The 21,335-nt window shown below is 48.5% G+C and carries 18 protein-coding genes; 17 read left to right on the top strand and 1 reads right to left on the bottom strand.

Annotated elements, in window-relative coordinates; genetic code table 11:
* Window positions 1-275: 275 nt before the first annotated feature.
* From C8N47_RS12525 to C8N47_RS12455, 15 genes are all read left to right on the top strand, one after another.
* Complete coding sequence (locus C8N47_RS12525; protein WP_107822902.1) at window positions 276-734, top strand: division/cell wall cluster transcriptional repressor MraZ; 459 nt, start codon at window positions 276-278, stop codon at window positions 732-734.
* Entirely contained in the window at window positions 734-1,636 is a 903-nt protein-coding gene (gene rsmH / locus C8N47_RS12520; protein WP_211316129.1) for a 16S rRNA (cytosine(1402)-N(4))-methyltransferase RsmH, read from the top strand. The genes C8N47_RS12525 and rsmH overlap by 1 nt, the downstream gene beginning before the upstream one ends.
* On the top strand, window positions 1,633-1,998 hold the full coding sequence (locus tag C8N47_RS12515; protein ID WP_107822901.1) for an FtsL-like putative cell division protein: 366 nt from the start codon (window positions 1,633-1,635) through the stop codon (window positions 1,996-1,998). Before rsmH ends, C8N47_RS12515 begins: the two co-directional genes overlap by 4 nt.
* 50 nt (window positions 1,999-2,048) lie before the next feature.
* The gene (locus C8N47_RS12510; protein ID WP_107822900.1) at window positions 2,049-4,172 is read left to right on the top strand and encodes a penicillin-binding protein; all 2,124 of its coding nucleotides are present in this window, start codon (window positions 2,049-2,051) and stop codon (window positions 4,170-4,172) included.
* 1 nt (window position 4,173) lies between these two features.
* The gene (locus C8N47_RS12505) at window positions 4,174-5,625 is read left to right on the top strand and encodes a UDP-N-acetylmuramoyl-L-alanyl-D-glutamate--2,6-diaminopimelate ligase (RefSeq protein ID WP_107822899.1); all 1,452 of its coding nucleotides are present in this window, start codon (window positions 4,174-4,176) and stop codon (window positions 5,623-5,625) included.
* 21 nt (window positions 5,626-5,646) lie between these two features.
* The gene (mraY, locus tag C8N47_RS12500; RefSeq protein ID WP_107822898.1) at window positions 5,647-6,897 is read left to right on the top strand and encodes a phospho-N-acetylmuramoyl-pentapeptide-transferase; all 1,251 of its coding nucleotides are present in this window, start codon (window positions 5,647-5,649) and stop codon (window positions 6,895-6,897) included.
* A gap of 2 nt (window positions 6,898-6,899) precedes the next feature.
* The gene (murD, locus tag C8N47_RS12495; protein WP_107822897.1) at window positions 6,900-8,237 is read left to right on the top strand and encodes a UDP-N-acetylmuramoyl-L-alanine--D-glutamate ligase; all 1,338 of its coding nucleotides are present in this window, start codon (window positions 6,900-6,902) and stop codon (window positions 8,235-8,237) included.
* A 43-nt stretch (window positions 8,238-8,280) separates the two neighbouring features.
* Complete coding sequence (locus C8N47_RS12490) at window positions 8,281-9,492, top strand: FtsW/RodA/SpoVE family cell cycle protein (protein ID WP_107822896.1); 1,212 nt, start codon at window positions 8,281-8,283, stop codon at window positions 9,490-9,492.
* Window positions 9,493-9,517: 25 nt separating this feature from the next.
* A complete protein-coding gene (gene murG, locus C8N47_RS12485) occupies window positions 9,518-10,618 on the top strand; it encodes an undecaprenyldiphospho-muramoylpentapeptide beta-N-acetylglucosaminyltransferase (RefSeq protein ID WP_107822895.1) in 1,101 nt (366 codons plus the stop codon).
* The gene (murC, locus tag C8N47_RS12480) at window positions 10,615-12,000 is read left to right on the top strand and encodes a UDP-N-acetylmuramate--L-alanine ligase (RefSeq protein ID WP_107822894.1); all 1,386 of its coding nucleotides are present in this window, start codon (window positions 10,615-10,617) and stop codon (window positions 11,998-12,000) included. Before murG ends, murC begins: the two co-directional genes overlap by 4 nt.
* Entirely contained in the window at window positions 11,993-12,742 is a 750-nt protein-coding gene (locus C8N47_RS12475; protein WP_107822893.1) for a cell division protein FtsQ/DivIB, read from the top strand. Before murC ends, C8N47_RS12475 begins: the two co-directional genes overlap by 8 nt.
* Window positions 12,743-12,799: 57 nt before the next feature.
* Window positions 12,800-14,095, top strand: a complete 1,296-nt coding sequence (ftsA, locus tag C8N47_RS12470) for a cell division protein FtsA (protein ID WP_170111385.1) — start codon at window positions 12,800-12,802, stop codon at window positions 14,093-14,095.
* Window positions 14,096-14,212: 117 nt separating this feature from the next.
* Window positions 14,213-15,484 carry a cell division protein FtsZ gene (ftsZ, locus tag C8N47_RS12465; RefSeq protein ID WP_211316128.1) on the top strand — a complete coding sequence of 424 codons (1,272 nt, stop codon included), beginning with the start codon at window positions 14,213-14,215 and terminating at the stop codon, window positions 15,482-15,484.
* 14 nt (window positions 15,485-15,498) lie between these two features.
* Window positions 15,499-16,911, top strand: a complete 1,413-nt coding sequence (gene ftsZ, locus C8N47_RS12460; RefSeq protein WP_211316127.1) for a cell division protein FtsZ — start codon at window positions 15,499-15,501, stop codon at window positions 16,909-16,911.
* 117 nt (window positions 16,912-17,028) lie between these two features.
* A complete protein-coding gene (locus C8N47_RS12455; protein WP_107822890.1) occupies window positions 17,029-17,475 on the top strand; it encodes a GatB/YqeY domain-containing protein in 447 nt (148 codons plus the stop codon).
* Between the two features lie 565 nt (window positions 17,476-18,040).
* On the opposite strand, the gene C8N47_RS12450 is transcribed toward C8N47_RS12455, so the two are convergent.
* Window positions 18,041-18,838, bottom strand: a complete 798-nt coding sequence (locus C8N47_RS12450; RefSeq protein WP_107822889.1) for an AraC family transcriptional regulator — start codon at window positions 18,836-18,838, stop codon at window positions 18,041-18,043.
* Between the two features lie 104 nt (window positions 18,839-18,942).
* Between C8N47_RS12450 and C8N47_RS12445 the strand changes: the two genes are divergently transcribed.
* Both C8N47_RS12445 and C8N47_RS12440 read left to right on the top strand, forming a co-directional pair.
* Window positions 18,943-20,274, top strand: coding sequence for a TolC family protein (locus tag C8N47_RS12445; RefSeq protein WP_107822888.1), 1,332 nt, complete (start codon window positions 18,943-18,945; stop codon window positions 20,272-20,274).
* Window positions 20,274-21,335, top strand: a complete 1,062-nt coding sequence (locus C8N47_RS12440) for an HlyD family secretion protein (protein WP_107822887.1) — start codon at window positions 20,274-20,276, stop codon at window positions 21,333-21,335. Before C8N47_RS12445 ends, C8N47_RS12440 begins: the two co-directional genes overlap by 1 nt.

Genomic DNA, 21,335 nt, shown 5'->3' with positions numbered 1-21,335 from the left:
ATATTTGTCAAGTGCCGATTTTGGGCTCCGCTTTATTTGATTTTGATGTTTTTCGGCAGGGAGTTATTAACAATTGTTAATAACGTATGAACAGCTTAATCGCTTGATATAGAGATGCTGTGTTTTTATTATGAACAATAGGGTGGGCTTTATGAACAGACAATAAACAGTGTCGTTGTAGTCTCGTTGTGGAAAAAAGTGACTGAAAGTGACTGAGTGTGGATTTTTGATCAGGAATTTTGTAATTTTACGATTGGGAAATAGGCATTTAGCGTATGAACTTCTCAGCAGAAAAAAAAGCAACATTCGATGAAAAGGGACGAGTCGTCCTGCCTGCCGATTACAAGAATGAAATGGGAGGGAATGTTCCGGGTGGCCAGATGGCTGTCGAGCTGGATCCGTATGAGAAGTGTCTGAATGTCTATCCGATGGAGGCATGGGAGCAACGACTTGGCTATTTTACAAGTCGCTTGAATCGGAATAATCGGGAGCAGAGTCGTTTGCTCGATATGATTTACCGAAGCTTTAAGGTGATTGCGGTGCCCGACAGCTGTCGGATGAATTTCCCCAATAACTTTTTGGAGAAAGTTGGGATCAAAAAAGATGTGGTGTTTGTTGGACAGGGAGAGCGTATCCGCTTGTGGGATGCTGCCGAATACGACGCCTACATCAGCTCTATGGGCGATTACGGAGATTTGTTTGGAAAACATTTTGGCGATTTGGAGGAATTTTAGTGGATCAGGTTTATCACATACCGGTTTTGTTGCGTGAAAGTATTGAGGGACTCAATATTCAGAAGGATGGCGATTATGTCGATGTTACTTTTGGAGGTGGTGGTCACTCGCGTGAGATTTTGAAAAATATCGATGGCGGTCGTTTGTTTGCATTCGATCAGGATGAAGATGCTGCGGCGAATGCATTCGACGATGAGCGCTTCATATTTATTCGGCACAATTTTAAGTATATCCGCAATTTTTTGCGACATAAAGCCGTGGATCAGGTGGATGGAATTTTGGCCGACCTGGGGGTTTCGTCGCATGATTTCGATGTGGCAGAGCGGGGCTTCTCGTTTCGCTTTTCCGGCGACCTGGATATGCGGATGAATCGTGATTCCTCGCGCACGGCGGCCGATATTGTAAATACGATGGATGAGAGTAGTCTGATTCGGATTTTTAAAGACTACGGCGAGGTGGAAAATGCCCGTCGCCTGGTGAAGCAGATCGTGGCTGCGCGGCAGTCCGCTCCAATACGCACCATTGACGAGTTTAAGGCCGTAATTGCACCCTGTGTGCCCAAACGAACCGAAACGAAGTACCTGGCCAAAGTGTTTCAGGCCTTGCGTATCGAAACCAATGGCGAACTGGATGTGCTGAAGGATTTTCTGGAACAGAGTGTTGAGCTTTTGAAGCCGGGTGGGCGGTTGGTTGTGATAACCTATCACTCGCTGGAAGATCGGCTGGTGAAGAACTTTATTAAAACAGGAAACTTCGAGGGTAAGCAGGAGAAGGACTTTTTCGGGAATGTAAGCTCAAGTTTGCAGGCCGTGAATCGTAAAGTGATTATCCCGGATGATGATGAGATTGAACGAAACCCTAGAGCCCGTAGTGCCAAACTGAGAATAGCCGAGAAGGTATGAGTGATGAACCTCTAAATAGCGACAAACAACAAGGCAGGCAGCCAATCCTGAAATCATTTTTGGGAGGGAGTATTCTGGCCAGTGAAAAAGCACTGAGTCAGATTCCTTTTGTTTTGTATGTTGTGCTTTTGCTGATTTTGGTTATCGCAAACCGCTATTGGTCGGAAAAAACCCTTACTGAAATGGAGGCCGTGCAGGATTCGATCAAGGAGTTGCGAGCGTCATCGGTAACCTTCGAAACCGAGCTGATGCGGATGAACCGCCCGTCGACAATCGCCAATAAGGTATATGATAGTGGCCTGGATTTGGTGGAGCCGCAGGAGCCCCCGCGAAAACTGAAAGTGGAAAAGTTGGACGACTAGCCGAAACTAGTCATTCATAAGATATAAAACTAGTCAATTCAGAGAGATTAATGGAGATTAGGAAGGACATAACCTTGCGTTTTGGGATCATTTATTTTGTGGTCATGGTGGTTACTGCAGCAATTGTGGTAAAGCTGTTCATGATCCAGAATGTGGATACCGAAAAGTGGGAAAGCATTGCCCGTAATCTCAAGTCGGCAACCTCCGAAATACAGGCCAAACGGGGGAATGTGTGTGCCGACGACGGCAGTATCCTGGCAACATCTATCCCTTACTACGAGCTGCGCTTCGATTTGCAGGCTCCCCGGATTGTGCGTGACTATGCGGAGAAAAGTAATGCTTTTGCCAAAGAGGTTGCCGGTTTTTTCGGAATCTCTCAAAAACAGTTTAAGCGCAAGTTGGATGCTGCTTTTCGGAAGGGGAGCCGTTGGTTTCTGATCTATCCCGAGAAAGTGAACTATAATCAGCTGCAGAATTTTAAGCGACTGGAGAGCATGAAGCGTTCCAACTTCGGAAGCGGCTTGATTGTGATCGGCGATAGCGAACGGATTATGCCGCATGGTGATATGGCCAGCCGGACCATCGGGACAATGAACAAGGGGGCCTATGGAGGCATTCATGGCAATGTAGGTTATTCCGGAATTGAAGGCATTATGGAGAACGAGCTGGCCGGTGTGAATGGCTTGGCACTGAAGCAAAACTACTCGGGTCACTGGGTCGATGTTCCGATTACCGAGCCTCAGGATGGACGCGATGTGATTACGACCCTGAATGTCAACTTGCAGGATTTTACCGAGAATGCACTTATGCGGCAGATGCAGAAATCGCAGGCCGAGTGGGGAACAGCTGTGGTGATGGAAGTGGCTACCGGCGATATAAAAGCAATTGCCAATATTGGGCGCCGTAAGGACGGCAGCTATGGCGAGTCTTATAATTATGCCTTGGGGCATGCCGGCTGTAGCGAACCCGGTTCAACCTTCAAACTGGTCTCTTTGATGGTTGCCATGGAGGATGGTTTTGTTGATACGACTGATGTGTTTGATGTCGGCATTGGCCGATGGGATTATAAAGGCCAGACGATTTATGATAGTGACTACGGGCACGGAGGCCACGGAGCCATCAATGTGAAGGAGATTCTGGAGCTCTCGTCAAATGTGGGGGTGGCCAAGGTGATTACGAAATATTACGAAGGACGTGAAACAGACTTTATCGACCGGATCTATAACTTCGGACTGAATAAGCCCCTGGGCTTGGGTTTTGCCGGCGAAGGGGTGCCGTATATCAAATATCCGACCGACAATGTGTGGTGGGGACCTTCGTTGGCCTGGATTTCCTACGGCTACGAGATTAAGTTAACACCGATCCAAACATTAACTTTCTACAATGCCGTTGCCAACAATGGGTGCATGGTGAAGCCTCGCTTTGTGAAAGAGATTCGCGAAAACGGACTGCTTTATCGCAAGTTCGATACAGAAGTGTTGAATCCTTCAATCTGTTCATCGTCAACGCTGGCTAAGGCCAAAGCGATGTTGGAAGGGGTTTGTACGGAAGGAACAGGACGATCATTGCAGAATGAGCACTTCCCGATTGCCGGAAAAACAGGAACAGCGCAGGTGGCTTACGATAATGAAGGCTATCTGAAAGGCGGAAAGAAATACCAGGCTTCTTTTTGTGGTTATTTCCCCGCCGACGATCCCAAATATACAGCTATTGTGGTGGTGGTCGGTCCCAAAGGTTCCTATTACGGAGGCTCTGTTGCCGGACCGGTATTTAAGGAGGTTGTTTCGAAAGTGTATGCCTCTTTTCTGGAGCCCCGCGATACGAATGCAGACGAGCATCAGCAAGCAAAGCCGGTGCAGATCGTTGAGAAGGGCTTTCGCGACGATGTGCTGGAGGCGTCCGAAGAGCTGGATCTGAAGGTGGAGGAAGATCAGTTGCAGGGCGACTTGGTGAAAGTAGCTCTGGCAGAACAAAAAACAGATGTGAGTTCCAGTGCTGTGAAAGCCGGACTGGTGCCCAGTGTGGTGGGAATGACTGGTAGCGATGCGTTGTTTTTGCTCGAAAAAACAGGCTTGAAGGTCAAATTAAGAGGGGTAGGAAAAGTGAGCCGGCAGTCGTTAAAAGCCGGCCTGAAAATAAGAAAAGGTCAAACGATCTATTTGGAGCTGAGTTAGCATGAAAACATTGGAATACATATTAAATGGATTGGAGTATGAACTGATTTCCGGTAGTCTGTCGAAAGCTATCGCACAGATCCAGTTCGACTCGCGAAAAGTACAGGCCGGTGACCTGTTTGTTGCAACAACGGGCACGCATGTCGACGGACATGATTTCATTGGCAAAGCAATTGAAAACGGAGCGGTGGCCATTGTGGCCGAACGCGATGATGTGGCGGTGGGCGATGCTGCTTTGGTGAAGATTGACAACACGGCTGCTGCCCTGGGGCTGTTGGCTGCAAATTTCTACGGAAATCCTTCGCAAAACCTGAAGGTGGTGGGCGTAACCGGAACAAACGGCAAAACAACCATTGCCAGCCTGCTGTACAAGTTGTTCATTGGCCTGGGCTATAATGCCGGTCTGATATCGACTATTAAATATTATGTGGGTGAACAGGAATTCCCGTCATCGCATACAACGCCCGATGCCCTGCAGATTCAGGCGCTCATGGCCCGGATGGTGGAGGCCGGCTGCGAGTATTGTTTTATGGAGGTTAGCTCGCACGCCATACACCAGGGCCGAATTGCCGGTGTGCAGTTTCAGGGCGGGGTGTTCACCAATCTTACGCACGACCATCTCGACTACCATAAAACGTTTGCCGAGTACCTGAAAGCTAAAAAGAAGTTCTTCGACGAACTGCCCGCAACAGCCTTTGCACTGACAAATGCCGATGAGAAAAACGGGCGGGTGATGTTGCAGAATACAAAGGCCCAAACTAAGTCCTACGGCTTGCGATCGCTTGCCGATTTTAAATGCAAGGTGCTGGAGAAACATCTCGATGGAATGCTGTTGCTGATTGACGGGCAGGAAATCTGGACCCATTTCTCCGGAATATTTAATGCTTATAACCTGATGGCGGTTTATGGAACAGCGATGCTTTTGGGTGAACAGGCCGATAAGGTATTGCCGCTAATCAGCGAGCTTCGTCCGGTTGCAGGACGCTTCGAGATCTTGCGCTCGCCCGATGGCAAGTATGCCATTGTTGACTACGCTCACACGCCCGACGCACTGAAGAACGTGTTAAACGGCATCAGTGAAATCCGCACCGGTAACGAACAGGTGATCACCGTTGTGGGCGCCGGCGGCGATCGCGATAAAACCAAACGCCCCGTGATGGCTAAGGAAGCGGTGCTGCAGAGTGATAAGGTCATTTTGACATCCGATAATCCGCGTACGGAGGTGCCGGAACAAATTATTGCGGATATGGAAGCTGGCGTTGAGGCTCACCAACGGAAGAAAGTGCTGTCGATCGTGAACCGAAAAGAGGCAATCCGCACGGCCTGCATGATGGCCGTCTGCGGCGATATCATTTTGGTTGCCGGCAAAGGTCACGAGGACTACCAGGAAATCAACGGAGTGAAACATCACTTTGATGACAAGGAAGTTATTCGCGAAATTTTTAATCAGTAGAACCGAGAAAAAAAGAAGACAATGTTTGATTTGTTATATGAATGGTTAAAGCAGTTTGATATCCCCGGAATTGGGATGTTGCAATATATTTCGTTTCGCTCGTCAGCTGCGATTATAACTTCCTTGTTCATCACCATGGGCTTCGGCAAAAAGCTCATTCGGATGCTTCAGAAAAAGCAGATTGGCGAAGAAGTTCGGGACCTGGGACTGGAAGGTCAGCTGCAGAAAAGAGGTACCCCGACCATGGGCGGTATTATTATCTTGGCGTCCATCATTCTTCCCACTTTGTTGTTCGCTAAGCTCAATAATATCTACATCATCCTGATGCTGGTAACAACCGTATGGCTCGGCATTATTGGCTTCATCGACGATTATATTAAAGTGTTTTTGAAGGATAAGGAAGGCTTGGCCGGAAGGTTTAAAATTTTGGGGCAGGTGAGCCTGGGGCTTATCGTTGCTGCTACCTTGTACCTTTCGCCCGATGTGGTGGTGCGCGAAAAGGTGAAAAATGCCAAGGGCGATTTTGTCAAGGAGATTGTTGTGGATGGTGAAACCGGACAGCAAGCGGTGAATTATGTGACTAACGATGTGAAGTCAACAAAAACAACTATCCCATTCATCAAAAACCACGAGTTCGACTATCAATGGATGGTCAACTTTCTGGGCGACAGTGCTTCGTGGATCCGCTGGATTGTGTACGTACTGGCAATTATCCTGATTATCACAGCCGTGTCCAACGCTGCCAACCTTACCGACGGTATCGACGGGCTGGCTACGGGAACGTCGGCCATTAGCGGGGTAACGCTGGGTATTTTGGCTTATGTGAGTGGTAACATCATTTATGCCGATTATCTCAACATCATGTATATCCCGCATATTGGTGAGCTCACGGTGTTTATCGCCGCATTTATTGGGGCTACTGTCGGCTTTTTGTGGTGGAACTCCTATCCCGCCCAGGTATTTATGGGCGATACGGGTAGTCTGGCTTTGGGCGGTATCCTGGCCGTGTTTGCGGTAATCATCCGCAAGGAAATTCTGATTCCCATTTTGTGTGGCATCTTCCTGGTCGAAAATCTTTCGGTCATCATTCAGGTGAGCTATTTCAAATACACCAAGAAGAAATACGGTGAAGGCAAACGGGTGTTCCTGATGAGCCCGATCCACCACCATTATCAGAAAAGAGGAATTCCGGAAGCAAAAATTGTAACCCGCTTCTGGATTGTGGGGATTGTTTTGGCCGTGTTCACAATTGCAACCTTAAAAATGCGCTAAGGATGAACAGTCGCATTGTCATATTAGGTGCAGGCGAAAGCGGAGTCGGATCGGCGATCCTGGCTCAAAAAAAAGGCTTCGATGTTTGGCTGTCCGATGCCGGCCAAATTAAGCCCAAATACAAACAAGTTCTTTCAAATTATGCGATTCCTTTTGAAGAAGGAAAACACTCGGAAGACGAAATTCTGAAAGCCGCCGAGGTGGTCAAAAGCCCGGGCATACCCGAGAAAGCTCCCTTGGTGAAGAAAATTCGCGAGGCGGGAATCCCGGTGATCTCGGAAATCGAATTTGCAGGGCGCTATTGTCAGGCAAAAACGATTTGTATTACCGGCAGCAACGGTAAAACCACCACCACAATGCTGACCTACCACTTGCTGCAAAAGGCTGGTCTGCATGTTGGCCTGGCCGGCAATGTAGGGCATAGCTTTGCCTGGCAGGTGGCCGAACAAAATTTCGACTATTATGTGATCGAGCTCAGCAGTTTTCAGCTCGATGGGATGTATGCCTTTAAAGCCGATGTGGCTGTTTTGCTCAACATCACTCCCGATCATCTCGATCGCTACGATTATAAATTTCAGAATTATGTGGATTCAAAATTTCGCATAATTCAAAACCAGACGAAGGACGATTTTTTTATTTACTGGTCCGAAGATCCGGTCATTCAGCAGGAATTGAAGAACAGAACGATTGCGGCAACCTGTATGCCTTTTGCTTACGGGCAAGCACCCGAGAACGGAGCCGGAATCAACAAGGATACATTAACGATTAACTGGAACAAAAACACATTCAGTATGTCCATATTTGATATTGCTTTGCAGGGAAAACACAATGTTTATAACTCGATGGCTGCCGGCCTGGCAGGCAAGGTTTTAAACATTCGAAATGAGAAAATCAGAGAGAGCCTTTCTGATTTCAGAGGGGTAGAGCACCGGCTGGAACGCTTCCTGAAGGTGCATGGAATCGAGTTTATCAACGACTCGAAAGCAACAAATGTCAACTCAACCTGGTACGCTCTGGAGAGCATACACCGCCCCATTGTTTGGATTGTTGGCGGGGTTGATAAAGGTAACGACTATAAGGAACTGGAACAGCTGGCCCGCGACAAGGTGAAGGCCATTGTTTGCCTGGGAACCGATAACAAAAAAATTGTCGATTTCTTTACCGGCATCGTTCCCGATATTATTGAAACGCAGGATATCAAGGATGCGGTACGTGCATCGTACTACCTGGCCAAAGACGGCGAAGTGGTGTTGCTGTCACCGGCCTGTGCCAGTTTCGACCTGTTTGAAAGCTACGAGGATCGTGGACGCCAGTTCAAAATGGCCGTTCGCGAGTTATAGATCTCTAAAAAAAGGACATTCTGAAGTTGGGAGAACATTGAAAATGAAAAACAGACTGCAAGATATTATCAAAGGAGACCGCACGCTTTGGGTGGTGCTTTTGGTGTTGTCGCTGGCTTCCATCTTAATTGTGTACAGCGCAACCGGGCGCCTGGCTTATCGCGAAGCCGACGGACATACGGCTCACTACCTGCTGCGCCATAGCTTTTTTATCGCGCTCGGCTTTGGGGTGATGCTTTTTCTGGTGAATGTGGTGCCGGTGAAATTTTATTCGCTCATCGCCCCATCTTTGCTTGTCGTTACCATTATTTTGCTCGTGTTGGCCTTTATTCAGTACCGGCTTACCGGTAAAGCAACGCCGCGCTCGCTCGACCTGAAATTTATTAGCTTCCAGCCTGCCGAGCTGGCCAAGATCTCCCTGGTGATGTTTGGCGCCAAGATGCTGGCCAGCCGCCAAAAATCGAAAGAGGAGCTGAGCAAAGCCTTCTGGTGGGTTATCGGAGCCAGTACGCTGGTCTGCGGCATTATTTCGTTGGGGAATATTTCAACGGCCGGCGTGATTTTTATGGGTATGATGGGCTTGATGTTTGTTGCCCGTGTTCCCTTTAAGTTGATGGGCTTAACCGTGCTGGGGGGCGTAGCACTGGCATCGACGATGTATTTCGCCGCCCCGATTTTGCCGCATTCGTTTGGACGTATTCAAACTTTTAAGCAACGTATCGATGATCACCTGTTTGGCGACAAGGATGCCGAAGAGGGAACAACCCAGGCCGATTATGCGAAGCTGGCCATTTTCGAAGGCGGTTTAATCGGCAAAGGTCCCGGAGGAAGCGACGTTAGTAATTATATGGAGGCTGCCTACAACGACTTTATCTACGCCATTTTTGTGGAAGAATATGGCGTGGGAGGGGGAATTGCCATCGTGCTGTTGTACCTCATCTTCCTGTTTCGGGGGGTGGCAATTGTTCGGGCCAGTACCCGCACGTTTCCCGCCTTTCTGGTTACAGGGCTGGTGCTCATTTACGCCATTCAGGCCTTTGTGAATATGTCGGTTTCCACGGGCTTGATGCCGGTAACCGGTCAACCCTTGCCCTGGATTAGCATGGGGGGAACTTCACTGGTGTTTACGGCTGCCGGATTTGGCTTAATCCTATCGGTCAGCTACCTGAATAAACAGAATAAACTAACTGAAGAGGAGCAGTCGGAAACAGCCGTGGTGGTGAATGTGCCCGACGAGGATCAGGAATTGAAATAATGAAAAATAGAGAACGGAGTAAACCATGACATTAAAAGTAATCATCAGCGGAGGCGGAACCGGAGGACATATCTTCCCGGCTTTATCCATTGCCAATGAGTTGAAACAAGAAATCCCCGATGTCGATATCTTGTTTGTCGGTGCATTGGGTAAAATGGAGATGGAGCGCGTGCCTGCCGCCGGCTATCCGATTGTTGGTTTGCCCGTGATGGGATTGCCGCGCAAAGCATCGCTGAAGATGTTTAAGTTCCTGTGGATGCTTTTTCAAAGTATGCGGAAGGCTCGTAACGTGATTCAGGATTTTAAACCCGATGTGGCAATTGGCGTTGGCGGCTTTGCCAGTGGTCCGGTATTGAAGGCGGCTGTTCGTGCCGGAGTGCCTGCGATCCTGCAAGAGCAAAATTCGTATGCCGGGGTAACCAATAAGTTGCTGTCGGCCAAGGTGCGTAAAATTTGTGTGGCCTACCCGAATATGGAGCGGTATTTCCCCGCTGAAAAACTCGTGGTTACCGGTAATCCGGTGCGTCAGCATCTGTTGCAGCCGGTTGATCGGGAAAAAGCACTGAAAGCATACAATTTAACGGCCGACAAACCGGTTGTATTTGTAGTTGGTGGTAGCCTGGGAGCCCGCAGCCTGAACGAAAGCGTGATGGCGAACCTCGATTATATTGCCGAGAACCAGGTGCAGGTGGTTTGGCAAACCGGAAAGATCTACTATCAGGAAATGGTAGAACGCCTAGCCGGACGCAAACCCGCAAACCTGCAGGCTCTGGAGTTTTTAACGGATATGGACCTGGCCTACAAGGCGGCCGACCTTGTGATCTCGAGAGCTGGTGCCGGAACAATTTCCGAGTTGTGTCTGTTGGCAAAACCGGCCGTACTGATGCCCTCGCCCAATGTGGCCGAAGATCATCAAACAAAAAACGCCATGGCCTTGGTTGAAAATCATGCTGCGGTGATGGTGAAAGATGCTGAAGGACCGGAGAAATTATTCAAGCAGGCTTTCCGCCTGGTGATGGATAAGGCAAAGCTGGCCGAGCTGGGCGCCAATGCAAAAAGCCTGGCCAAGCCGAATGCAACAGCCGATATTGTAAAAGTTATTTTGGGTGAAGTAAAAAAGAGATGACAGATCTGAAAAACATAAAACAAGTATATTTCCTGGGAATCGGAGGAATCGGGATGAGCGCCCTGGCACGCTGGTTTAAGCATGCCGGCTTCGGGGTATCCGGTTACGACCGCACGGAAACTGAACTCACCCAAAAGTTGGTGGCCGAAGGGATTGATGTGCATTATGCCGATCGGCCGGATCTGCTGCTCTCGCAGCTCGATAAGCAGGCTTGTTTGGTGGTTTTAACACCGGCAGTACCTGCCGACCTGGCGGAGCGCATCTTTCTGGAAGAAAATGGCTTCACCATTAAAAAGCGTTCTCAGGTGTTGGGCATGATTTGTGATCAGGGCAAGACCTGTGCTGTAGCAGGTACCCATGGCAAGACAACCGTCTCAACCATGACGGCACATCTGTTGAAAAGTTCCCGGTTGGATTGTTCTGCTTTCCTGGGGGGAATCTCGAAAAACTACCAAACCAATCTGTTGCTTTCCGCCCATAGCGATTGGGTGGTGGCCGAAGCCGATGAGTTCGATCGCTCATTCCTGCAATTGCACCCCGATTTTGCCGTGGTAACCTCTATGGATGCCGATCATCTGGATATTTACGGCGATCAGGCTGCCATACATAAAACCTTTAGGGAGTTTGTGGGGCAAATTCGTCCCGGCGGTGCAGTGGTGGTGAAAAAAGGACTGCCCATTCAGCAGTCCGATAATCCGGAGGTGCAGTATTTCAGCTATTCCATTACCGAGCAAGCCGATTTCTGTGCCGTCAATATTGAATTAAAAGATGAGGCCTATCATTTCGACCTGAAGCATCCCAATGGCGTAATTCGATCCATGCAGTTGAATTATCCGGGTTTGCTGAATGTTGAAAATACCGTGGCCGCCTCAGCGTTGGCCTTGCTGGCCGGCGCCGATGAAAACGAGATTAAGGCAGCAGTGGCAACTTATCAGGGCGTGAAACGCCGTTTCGATATTCGTCATCGCTCTAATGATTATATGCTGATTGATGACTATGCGCATCATCCGGAGGAGCTGAAGGCAACCATTGGCTCGGTGAAAGCCATGTTTGCCGATCGTTGGCTGACCGGGGTTTTTCAACCTCATCTGTTTAGCCGCACCAGGGACTTTGCGCCCGATTTTGCGGAACAGTTAAGTCAGTTGGACGAACTCTATTTGTTGGATATTTATCCGGCCCGCGAAAAACCAATCCCGGGAGTAAGCTCGGCGATGGTGCTCGAGCAGGTGAGCCTGGCAGATAAACAGTTGGTGACCAAGGATGAGCTGCTGCAAAAAGCCGCCTCCTTTAAACCCGGTGTTATTCTGATGATGGGAGCCGGTGATATTGATTTGTTGGTTGAACCCGTAGCTCAGACTTTAAACGCTAAAACGAATGATTAAACGAATGCTGCATATCGGGCTTATTGTTAGCGGGGCTGTCCTGGCAATCCTTACGCTGTCTTTCTCTTCCGAAAGATTGTCGAAGGTGAGCTGCGATGAGCTGACCGTGGTCATCCCCGACGACTCACCTCGCTTTATGGATGAGGCCGAGCTTAGTCGGTTGGTGAAACAGGCCGATCCGAAGTTATTCGAGAAAAAGCTGGACGAGCTCAATACGCATCTGCTGGAAGAAAAAATGATGAAAGTGCCGGCGATTAAAAATGTGGAGGTTTATCGCCATATCTCGGGCGACCGGATGGATTTTAAAGGACATCTGATTGTGGAGGTGATGCAACGCAAACCCTTGTTGCGGGTGTTGGAAGGACAAACCGACTATTATATGGATGAGGCAGGCGTGGTCATTCCGGCGAATCCGAAATTTACAGCGCACGTGATGCTGATAACCGGAAAGGCTGATGAGAAATTTGTTCGCAGGCAACTGATCCCGATGATTGCATACATCCAGCAGGATGATTTCTGGCGGGTGCAGATCAAACAAATCAATGTGGATGCGTCGGGCGAGCTGGCAATAGTGCCTCTGGTAGGCGATCAGCTGATCGATTTTGGCGAAGCAGCGCACTATCGCGAAAAGCTCCGTAATTTGAAAGCCTTGTACGATCAGGCTTTTAGTCGGTGGGGCTGGGATAAATACAAAAAAATTAGTTTAAAATATAAAGATCAGGTGGTTTGTACCAGGCGCTAGTGCGGTGGTGCAAACTCGTGGATTATGGAAAATGAACGCACACTAAAATTTAAGCTTATGGCCAAGAGCAAAAAAATAGTTGCAGCAGTAGATGTCGGCTCTACCAAAATTGTGGTGGTAGCTGGACAGTTGAATGAAGAGGGAAAATTGGAAATTCTGGGAATCGGAACGGCAGCGTCGGCCGGTGTTCGGCGAGGTGTTGTGCTGAACATTGAGGAGGTATCCCGGCAGATTGATCTGGCACTTCGGCAGGCCGAAGAGCAAATGGGAACCGAGGTTGAGGAGGTGTTTGTCAATATTGTGGGGCAGCAATTAAAAACCTATACCGTAAAGGCCGAGAAATACATCGACAAGGACCATCTGGTAACCGAGGCTGATGTGGATTTTCTGATTGAGAAAGTTCGCGGATCGGATTTACCCGAGGGCTATAAAATTTATCATGTCGAACCGCAGATGTTTCAGGTCGACCAGGAAGGCGAGTGCTCCGATCCGGTTGGCATGAAAGCTGAGCATCTGGAAGTTGAGTTTAAGCTGTTGGTTGCGCCCCATACCTATGATGAAAACCTTCGGCAGGGAATTCAGCGCACGGGCATCACCGTTAAAAGCTCGGTTATCGACCCGCTGGCATCTTCCGGGATTTTGCTGACCGAGGAAGAAAAAGAGACCGGCGTAATTCTGTTGGATGTGGGTGGTGGTACGACGAAATTGGCCATTTTTCAGGAAGGGGTACTACGCTATTCAACATTAATTCCCTTTGGCGGGAATGTGTTAACCAACGATATCAAAGAGGGCTGTGCTATAAGCGGCATGCAGGCCGAGCAGCTAAAAACACAATACGGGCAGGCAATGGGCGATTTTGCGCCCGAAGACAGGGTGGTAACCATCCCTTCGCAGTCGGGCTGGGCCCCCAAGGAAATCAGTTTCAAAAACCTGGCCTACATCATCCAGGCCCGTCTCGAAGAAATTATCGAGAGTGTTAACTTTCATATCGAAAAGTCGGGTTTTGGCGACCGCATCGGTGCCGGTATTGTTTTAACCGGAGGAACGGCTTTGTTGCCAAACTTCAACCAATTGTTAAAATACCAAACCGGCATGGACGTTCGTCAGGGGGTGCCCCGGATTAAAACCGAAAAAAACTGGAAGGGACTGGAAGATCCCCGGTTTGCAACGGTACTGGGATTGCTGCAGCTGGGCATCAAAGAAAGCCAGGAAAGCAGCCCCAAAAAACAGGCGAAAAAGAAAGCCGTAAAAGCCAAGTCAAGCTCATTTAATTTCTTCCGATCGATGAAGGAAGGAATGGCCAAGCAAATGGACATTTTTTTTAACGATGAGCAGGGCATTGAAATGAAATAGGATACGAGAGGTCTGTCGGACGACAGGCAGTAGCTTTACAGGAAAGATTAGATGCAGAACGAAAGGGGCGTCGTCTTTTGACGCCCGGGCAAATATTAAACTCAAAAATCCTCGCTTATGATAGAGGAAATGATTGACTTTGGATTAGAAAAAGCGCATTCATCAATAATCAAAGTATTGGGCGTTGGTGGTGCGGGCTGTAATGCCGTAAACCACATGTATACGGAAGGCATTCACGGCGTCGACTTTATGATTTGCAACACCGATGCACAAGCGATGGCGCAAAGCCCGGTAGCGGTTAAAGTTCAGCTGGGGGTGAGCCTGACCGAAGGTCGCGGGGCCGGCAATCAACCCGAACATGGCAAACAGGCTGCTATTGAAAACCTGGACGACATTCGCCGCATATTGGATGGAAATACCAAAATGTTGTTTATCACAGCAGGGATGGGCGGAGGTACCGGTACTGGAGCAGCCCCCGTTATTGCCGAGCTGGCGCGCGAAATGGATATCCTCACCATTGCTGTGGTTACGGCACCCTCGCCGGCTGAAGGCAAGCGCCGCTTCGAGCAGGCTAAAGAGGGCATCGATCAGCTGAAGGCTTATGTGGATAGCATGCTGGTTATCAGCAACGACAAGTTGCATCGTATTTACGGCGACCTGCCGGCATCCAAAGCCTTTAAAATGGCCGACAATGTGATCGCGGGAGCCGTAAAAGGGGTGGCCGAGATCATCACCGTACACGGGCAGATCAATATCGACTTTGCCGATGTGCATACCGTAATGGCCAACAGCAAAGTGTTTATCATGGGCACGGGCTATGCCGAAGGCGAAGACCGTGCTATGAAAGCCGTGCTCGAAGCCCTGGAATCGCCCCTGCTGGATAGTAACGACATCAGCGGAACAAAAGATATTTTGCTCAACATCATTTCCGGCGACGAGGAAATTACCATGGGCGAAATTGGCGATATTATCGAGTTCTTGCAGGATCGTGCCGGGCAGGATGCCAACATTATATGGGGGAACGGAAGCGACCCCGGGCTGGGTAACAAAGTCAGTGTAACCATTGCTGCCACCCGGTTCAATAAAAACCCCAGTGAGCTGTTGCAGGAAAAGCCCAAAGTTGAAAAACATGCATTGAATACCGAAGATATTCCGGATATCAATCTGGATGAAGATAGCTACCAAGGGACTGTTTTTGAGCCACGCCCCGAACCTCAGGTTACACGGGCCAGTGCCGCATCAAGAAAGTCCGGCACGACTAACCGGAAGAAAAGATCGGCCGGGGAACTGGTAACCGAAAAAGCGGATGCAACAACCGACAACTGGTTTAAGCGGCAGTTTAACCGTTTGTTCGACGATCAGGATGAATCGATGACTGAAAACAACTAAGAAAAGATCAAGTTATGACTAATGATATTATGAATTTTGATTTGGAAAAATCTTCCGGAAGCATTATTCGCGTAATTGGTGTTGGCGGCGGCGGCGGTAATGCTGTTAACCACATGTATCACCAGGGAATTAAGGATGTTGGTTTCATGGTGTGTAACACCGATGCGCAAGCCTTGCGCAACAGCCCTATTCCGCTGAAGGTACAGCTGGGAGCATCGCTCACCGAAGGACGTGGCGCAGGTAATAAACCCGACATCGGTCGCGAAGCAGCAGTGGAGAATATTACCGACGTGAAGCAGGCCATTGAGCAGGATACCAAGATGGTTTTCATCACGGCCGGAATGGGTGGAGGAACCGGAACCGGTGCTGCTCCTGTCATCGCTCAGGCTTGTCGCGAACTAAATATTCTCACGGTAGGCATTGTAACCATTCCGTTTCGGAATGAAGGGCGTCGCCGTATCAAGCAGGCCATCGATGGTATCAGCGAAATGCAGGAACATGTGGATTCGCTGCTGGTGATTAACAATGAGCGCATTCGGGAAATGTATGGCGACTTCCGAATTTCCGAAGCTTTTGCCAAGGCCGACAACGTGTTGGCTACTGCCGCCAAGGGGATTGCTGAAATTATCACCGTGCCTGGTTATATCAATGTCGACTTTGCCGATGTGGAAACCGTCATGCGTAAAAGTGGCGTGGCCCTGATGGGATCGGCCAAAGCATCGGGCGAGGATCGCGCACTGAAAGCAGTAGAGGAAGCGTTGAACTCTCCGCTGTTGAATAATAACGACATCCGCGGAGCTCAAAATATCTTGCTCAATATCACTTCGGGACAGGAAGAAGTGACCATGGATGAAATCGGGCAGATAACCGATTACATTCAAGCCAAGGCCGGACACGAAGCCGACCTGATCTGGGGGAACGGCCTGGACGAAGAAATGGGCGACGAAATTTCGGTAACCGTTATTGCAACCGGATTCAGCATGAGCAGCATCCCCGAAATGATGGCTGCGCAGAAGGTGGAAAAAACCTATCATTCGCTGGGGCAGAACGACAGCAGCCAATTTGGAGGGGTGCCGCGCCCGCAGGCTTTCAGAACACGCTCGGCCGAAGAAAAACAGGATGCAAACCAAGGCATGATTGGCTTTGAGGTGGACTGCCCCAAACCCGACGAATATGATTCATTGTACAATCAGCCCGTAGCTCCGGGAGATGAAGATTATTCGGTGAAGATCGATTTTTCGAGCTCGGACGACGAGTTTGTCGATAAACTGGAGAACATTCCGGCTTACCGGCGAAAAAATGTCAAGATTGATAACGAAAAAGGAAAGTTTCAGAATAAAATGTCGCGTTTCTCCTTGTCGCAGGATGACGACAATAAAACCTTCCTGCGCGATAATAATTCATTCTTACACGACAATGTCGACTAGCTTTGCGTTATGCCGAAGATGAATTTTCAAAATAGAACTTTTGAAAGTTCAACGGATATTTGGATAGCCTTCTTTTTTTTGAAAACTTTGGAAATTGAATTTTTAAAAACTTAAACGATGAGTTTATTTGACCAGATAAATGCTGACTTGACAACAGCAATGAAAGCCCGTGATAAAGAAAAAACCGGTGCTTTGCGGAATATTAAAAAGGTACTGATTGAAGCAAAAACAGCTTCTGCAACTCACGAGCTCGACGATACCGAGGTGATTAAAGTGATTCAGAAGTTGGCCAAACAAGGCAGCGACTCGGCAAACCTGTACAAAGAACAAGGACGCGAAGACCTGGCTGCCGAAGAAATGGTGCAGGTTGCCGTGTTCGAACAATACCTGCCGAAGAAAATGACCGACGACGAGCTAACAGCCGCCGTAAAAGCCATCATCGAGAAAAGCGGAGCTTCGTCGATGAAGGAAATGGGAAAAGTAATGGGCATGGCCTCCAAAGAACTGGCCGGAAAAGCCGATGGCAAGGATATTGCCGACAAAGTGAAAGCATTATTGGCTTAACGCAATTTTAGGATAAAATCATTGGTAGGGGGGCAGTTGTCCCCCTTTTCTGTGAAAGTCCCTTTGGGGGATGCGGTTTCCAAACCGCATCTGGGATACCTAGAGAGGTGGAACGTCAACCCGACAACTTTAGAAAACAACGACAACAGCATCGTCGAAAAATAGTAAACTGTCCTCGCTATTGGTGATTCCTCGGAATCATGAAGGTTTTCTGTGAAAGTCTACCACAAAAAGCCGCAGAGGTGCTAAGTAGCAATATCAATAACTGGTTTTGATTAGAAGTGGACCGACAACCCGACAACTTTTGAAAACAAGGACAACAGCATCGTCCCCAAATAGTAAACTTTCCTCTCTGTTGGTGATTCTCCGGAATCATGAAGGTGTTTTATGGAAGGGCCATAGCACAAAAAAACTGGTAAGCTGTACAGGCGAGGGGACGGCTCTTCTTCAGATATCGGTCTTTGCAGTGGTCGTTTACTCGCCCGGGGACTGCTGGAGCACCGGTAGCAGCCTCTCCCGAACGCTTCTGCCGCCGGCATGAACGGATGCTCCCAAACTCCCCGAATCAGGCATTTTGCTTTCGGAACTCGGCCGGCGACTTGTGCACAATCTGTTGAAAAGTATAGCTGAAAGCTGACAGACTGTTATAGCCCGCATTATAGGCAATATCGCTGATCGATAAGTTGGTTTGCAGAAGCTGCTCCATACTGTGGATAATGCGGGCAAGTTTAACATACTGCAAAAATGAACTGTCGATATTTTTGTGAAAAAGTCGCGAAAGGGTCCGCGAACTGTAGCCAAACTCCCGTGCAACCTGTTCCAACGAAATCGGCTGGTTAATATGATGGTGAATGTACTTCAATACCTTGCGTAAGTCCTCGTTACGGGTCGTTGGCAAAGCAATAGGCAGCGGAATGTTGGCAACATCCAGCACAATATTTTTCAGGGCCATCAAAAATTCGTAGGCCGAGCGCTGATCCGGGCCAACCTCTCCCTGCCAGTCGGCCGTATAATAAATCATCTCCATCAGTAGGTTGGTGACCGGGTAAATACCTTCCCGTTCCCGCACATGATGATCTTCCGGAAACAAACTGGCCGGAAAATAGAAGTTATAAACCATCCGTGCCGAGCTTCGCGAGATAATATTGTGCGCGATTCCGGCCGGAATCCACAAAAAGTGGCGTGCCGGTAAAAAATACGACTTGTCCGGCGTATTCAAAAAGGCAACACCTCCTTCAATATAGCATAACTGGTGCTTGTCGTGGCTGTGTATGGGTAGTGTTTCTTCCAACTTCGAGTGCAGAACATAAAAAACCTCCTGCGAGCGGTTAACAGCCTCGATCAAATTTTCAAGTTTTGACATCGTGAATCTGTTTGTGGCGTAAATTATAAAACATTTGTCCAACTATTGAAAACAAGACTAAATAATTCGTCGGAAATTTGCAGCTGGAAATTTGAAAGGCTTAGATGAAGAGAAGGATTGTTGTGTTTCTTGTGTTGCTTGTTTCAATTAGTCAGTTGCTTATGGCTAATTCGGGGCCTGCCGACAGTGTGAAGTTAAGCTTGGAGGAAGCATGGGCAAAAGCCGATGCTTTTAGTAAAGAATTGAAGTTGAAAAATGCCGATATTCAAATCGGGCAGGAAGAGTTGTTGAATGCAAAGCGGATGAAACTCCCGCATATTGAGGCAGAAGCCAGCTATGGCAAGCTGAGTAATATCCCGGTTTTTGTAGATGGGATTCTGGAATCTCCAAGCTACATTCCTATTGATGACCATAGTGTTTACGATGCCTCAATCGATGCTTATTTCAACCTGTATGCCGGCAATAAACTGCGGGTGCAGGTGCAGCAGGCCGAAAGCCGGCAGGATTTGCTGAACTATATAGCCGACCAAACAAGCTCGGAGGTGCACTACAAAGTGGCTCAGAGTTATTTGGCCCTGCAACGGGCAAACTGCTTTCTGAAGCTGATTGAGCAGAATATTTTGCAAAGCGAAAAACGACTGGCACAGATCAGCGATTTGTACGACAACGGGCTTGTTTTGAAAAGTGATTTGTTGCGCGCTCAATTGCAATTGTCGCAGCAGCAAACCAATTTGTTGGCGATGAAAAATCAACTGGATTTATCGACCCAACAGCTAAATATTCTCATTGGTAATGCGGATGAACAAGCAATTGATCCTATCGACAGCATTGCAGGCGACGAAAGCCGCGAAATATTGCTGTATTCTCAGTATCTGGAGCAGACGCTGCAATCGTCTCCGCTGGAAAAGATTGCCCAAACGCAGGTGCACTTGAGTAAGTTGGCCGAAAAACAGGCCAAGTCAGACAAGCTGCCCCGGATTGGTCTGTTTGGCGAATACACTTATTCCTATCCGCAAACCAAACTCTATCCTTACGAGCAGGCTCCTTATTTAATGGGCGTTGCAGGGCTGAAGATTTCCTATAACATTTCGGCAATTTACCACGACAAGCATAAGGAAAAGGCGGCAGCAATCAGGCATGCACGGCAGGAGCTGGCGCATCAACAAACCAACGATCAGCTGCGGATTGCCCTGAAATCAGCCTACCGCAAGCTGCATGAAGACCTGGCACAGGTCGATGTAGCGAAAATGAGCATCAGCCAGGCAGCCGAAAATTATCGCATTGTCAACCAAACCTATTTTAACCAACTAACACTATTGACCGACTTACTAACAGCAGATACGCAATTGTTGCAAGCCCGATTCGATCTGGTGAACCGACAACTGTCTGCCCGTTTGCACTACTATCAAATATTAAAAATAACAGGTCAATTGTAATGAGTGATAAATTAAAAACTTACGAGAAGATCGATCATGCGGCAGTGAAAGTTACTTATACCGTCGCCTTGGCCATATTGCTTGGTTTATTGGTTTGGGGAGCTTACACATTCCTGCAATTCCGGAAGTACGAATATACCAACGACGCCCAGGTTAAGTCGTATATCAATCCGATTTTGAGTCGAGCATCGGGTTATGTCGACCAAATCCGCTATACCGATCATCAGCAGGTTCACAAAGGCGACACCTTGCTGCTGCTGGATATTAATGAGGCCCGCGTACAGTTGCAACAGTCCAAAGCAGCACTGGCAACGGCCGAAGCTCAGTTAAAGGTGTTGCAGAGTCATGTAAAAACCACCCGGGGAGGAGCGACTGTCGACCAGGCTAAAATAGCGGCTGCCGAAGCGCAGTTGTGGCAACAGCAAAAAGAGTTCGACCGCTATCAGAATTTGCTGAAAACCGAGGCAGTTACCCGCCAGCAGTTCGAGGCTGTACAAACACGCCTCGAAGTTGCCCGCTCGAACTACGAAGCTGTAAAGAACACCCTTGGTGTTTCCATCGGTAAAACCCGTGATGTGAATGCCCAAATTGCCGTGGCTGAAGCCGATATCGAACAACGAAAAGCCGCCGTAGAGCGTTGCCTTCTCGACCTGAAATATGCGGTGATCACAGCCCCTTCCAATGGATTTATGGGGAGCAGAACAATTCAGGAAGGACAATATATCCAGAAAGGGCAAACCATTGGTTTTATGGTTGATAAAAATCAGGGAAAATGGATTGTTGCCAACTTCGAAGAAACTCAAATTGCACAGATGCACGAAGGACAAGCGGCTAAAATCACGATTGATGCCTATCCCGATGCCGAGTTTCGGGGGCAGATCGAGTCCATTTCTCCGGCAACAGGTGCTCAATTCTCCTTGCTCCCGCCGGATAATGCAACCGGCAACTTTGTGAAAATCACACAGCGCTTCCCTATTAAAATTCGCTTTGCCGATGATAATCCAATGCTCGACAAGTTACGGGCGGGAATGAATGCTGAAGTTTCCGTGCTAAGAGAGTAA

The sequence above is a fragment of the Mangrovibacterium marinum genome (genome assembly GCF_003046625.1).
Taxonomy (GTDB): Bacteria; Bacteroidota; Bacteroidia; order Bacteroidales; family Prolixibacteraceae; genus Mangrovibacterium; species Mangrovibacterium marinum.
The sequence above is the reverse complement of the archived record's forward strand: the minus strand, read 5'-3'. Positions and strand labels throughout refer to the sequence as shown.

Bases quoted from the DNA above. Each gene is read 5' to 3' on its own strand.
- C8N47_RS12440 (WP_107822887.1), top strand. From the start codon at position 20,274: ATGAGTGATAAATTAAAAACTTACGAGAAGATCGATCATGCGGCAGTG.
- murD (WP_107822897.1), top strand. From the start codon at position 6,900: ATGAACAGTCGCATTGTCATATTAGGTGCAGGCGAAAGCGGAGTCGGA.
- C8N47_RS12505 (WP_107822899.1), top strand. From the start codon at position 4,174: ATGAAAACATTGGAATACATATTAAATGGATTGGAGTATGAACTGATT.
- C8N47_RS12455 (WP_107822890.1), top strand. From the start codon at position 17,029: ATGAGTTTATTTGACCAGATAAATGCTGACTTGACAACAGCAATGAAA.
- C8N47_RS12445 (WP_107822888.1), top strand. From the start codon at position 18,943: ATGAAGAGAAGGATTGTTGTGTTTCTTGTGTTGCTTGTTTCAATTAGT.
- ftsZ (WP_211316128.1), top strand. From the start codon at position 14,213: ATGATAGAGGAAATGATTGACTTTGGATTAGAAAAAGCGCATTCATCA.
- ftsZ (WP_211316127.1), top strand. From the start codon at position 15,499: ATGACTAATGATATTATGAATTTTGATTTGGAAAAATCTTCCGGAAGC.
- murG (WP_107822895.1), top strand. From the start codon at position 9,518: ATGACATTAAAAGTAATCATCAGCGGAGGCGGAACCGGAGGACATATC.
- C8N47_RS12490 (WP_107822896.1), top strand. From the start codon at position 8,281: ATGAAAAACAGACTGCAAGATATTATCAAAGGAGACCGCACGCTTTGG.
- C8N47_RS12475 (WP_107822893.1), top strand. From the start codon at position 11,993: ATGATTAAACGAATGCTGCATATCGGGCTTATTGTTAGCGGGGCTGTC.
- C8N47_RS12515 (WP_107822901.1), top strand. From the start codon at position 1,633: ATGAGTGATGAACCTCTAAATAGCGACAAACAACAAGGCAGGCAGCCA.
- C8N47_RS12510 (WP_107822900.1), top strand. From the start codon at position 2,049: ATGGAGATTAGGAAGGACATAACCTTGCGTTTTGGGATCATTTATTTT.
- ftsA (WP_170111385.1), top strand. From the start codon at position 12,800: ATGGCCAAGAGCAAAAAAATAGTTGCAGCAGTAGATGTCGGCTCTACC.
- mraY (WP_107822898.1), top strand. From the start codon at position 5,647: ATGTTTGATTTGTTATATGAATGGTTAAAGCAGTTTGATATCCCCGGA.
- C8N47_RS12525 (WP_107822902.1), top strand. From the start codon at position 276: ATGAACTTCTCAGCAGAAAAAAAAGCAACATTCGATGAAAAGGGACGA.
- C8N47_RS12450 (WP_107822889.1), bottom strand. From the start codon at position 18,838: ATGTCAAAACTTGAAAATTTGATCGAGGCTGTTAACCGCTCGCAGGAG.
- murC (WP_107822894.1), top strand. From the start codon at position 10,615: ATGACAGATCTGAAAAACATAAAACAAGTATATTTCCTGGGAATCGGA.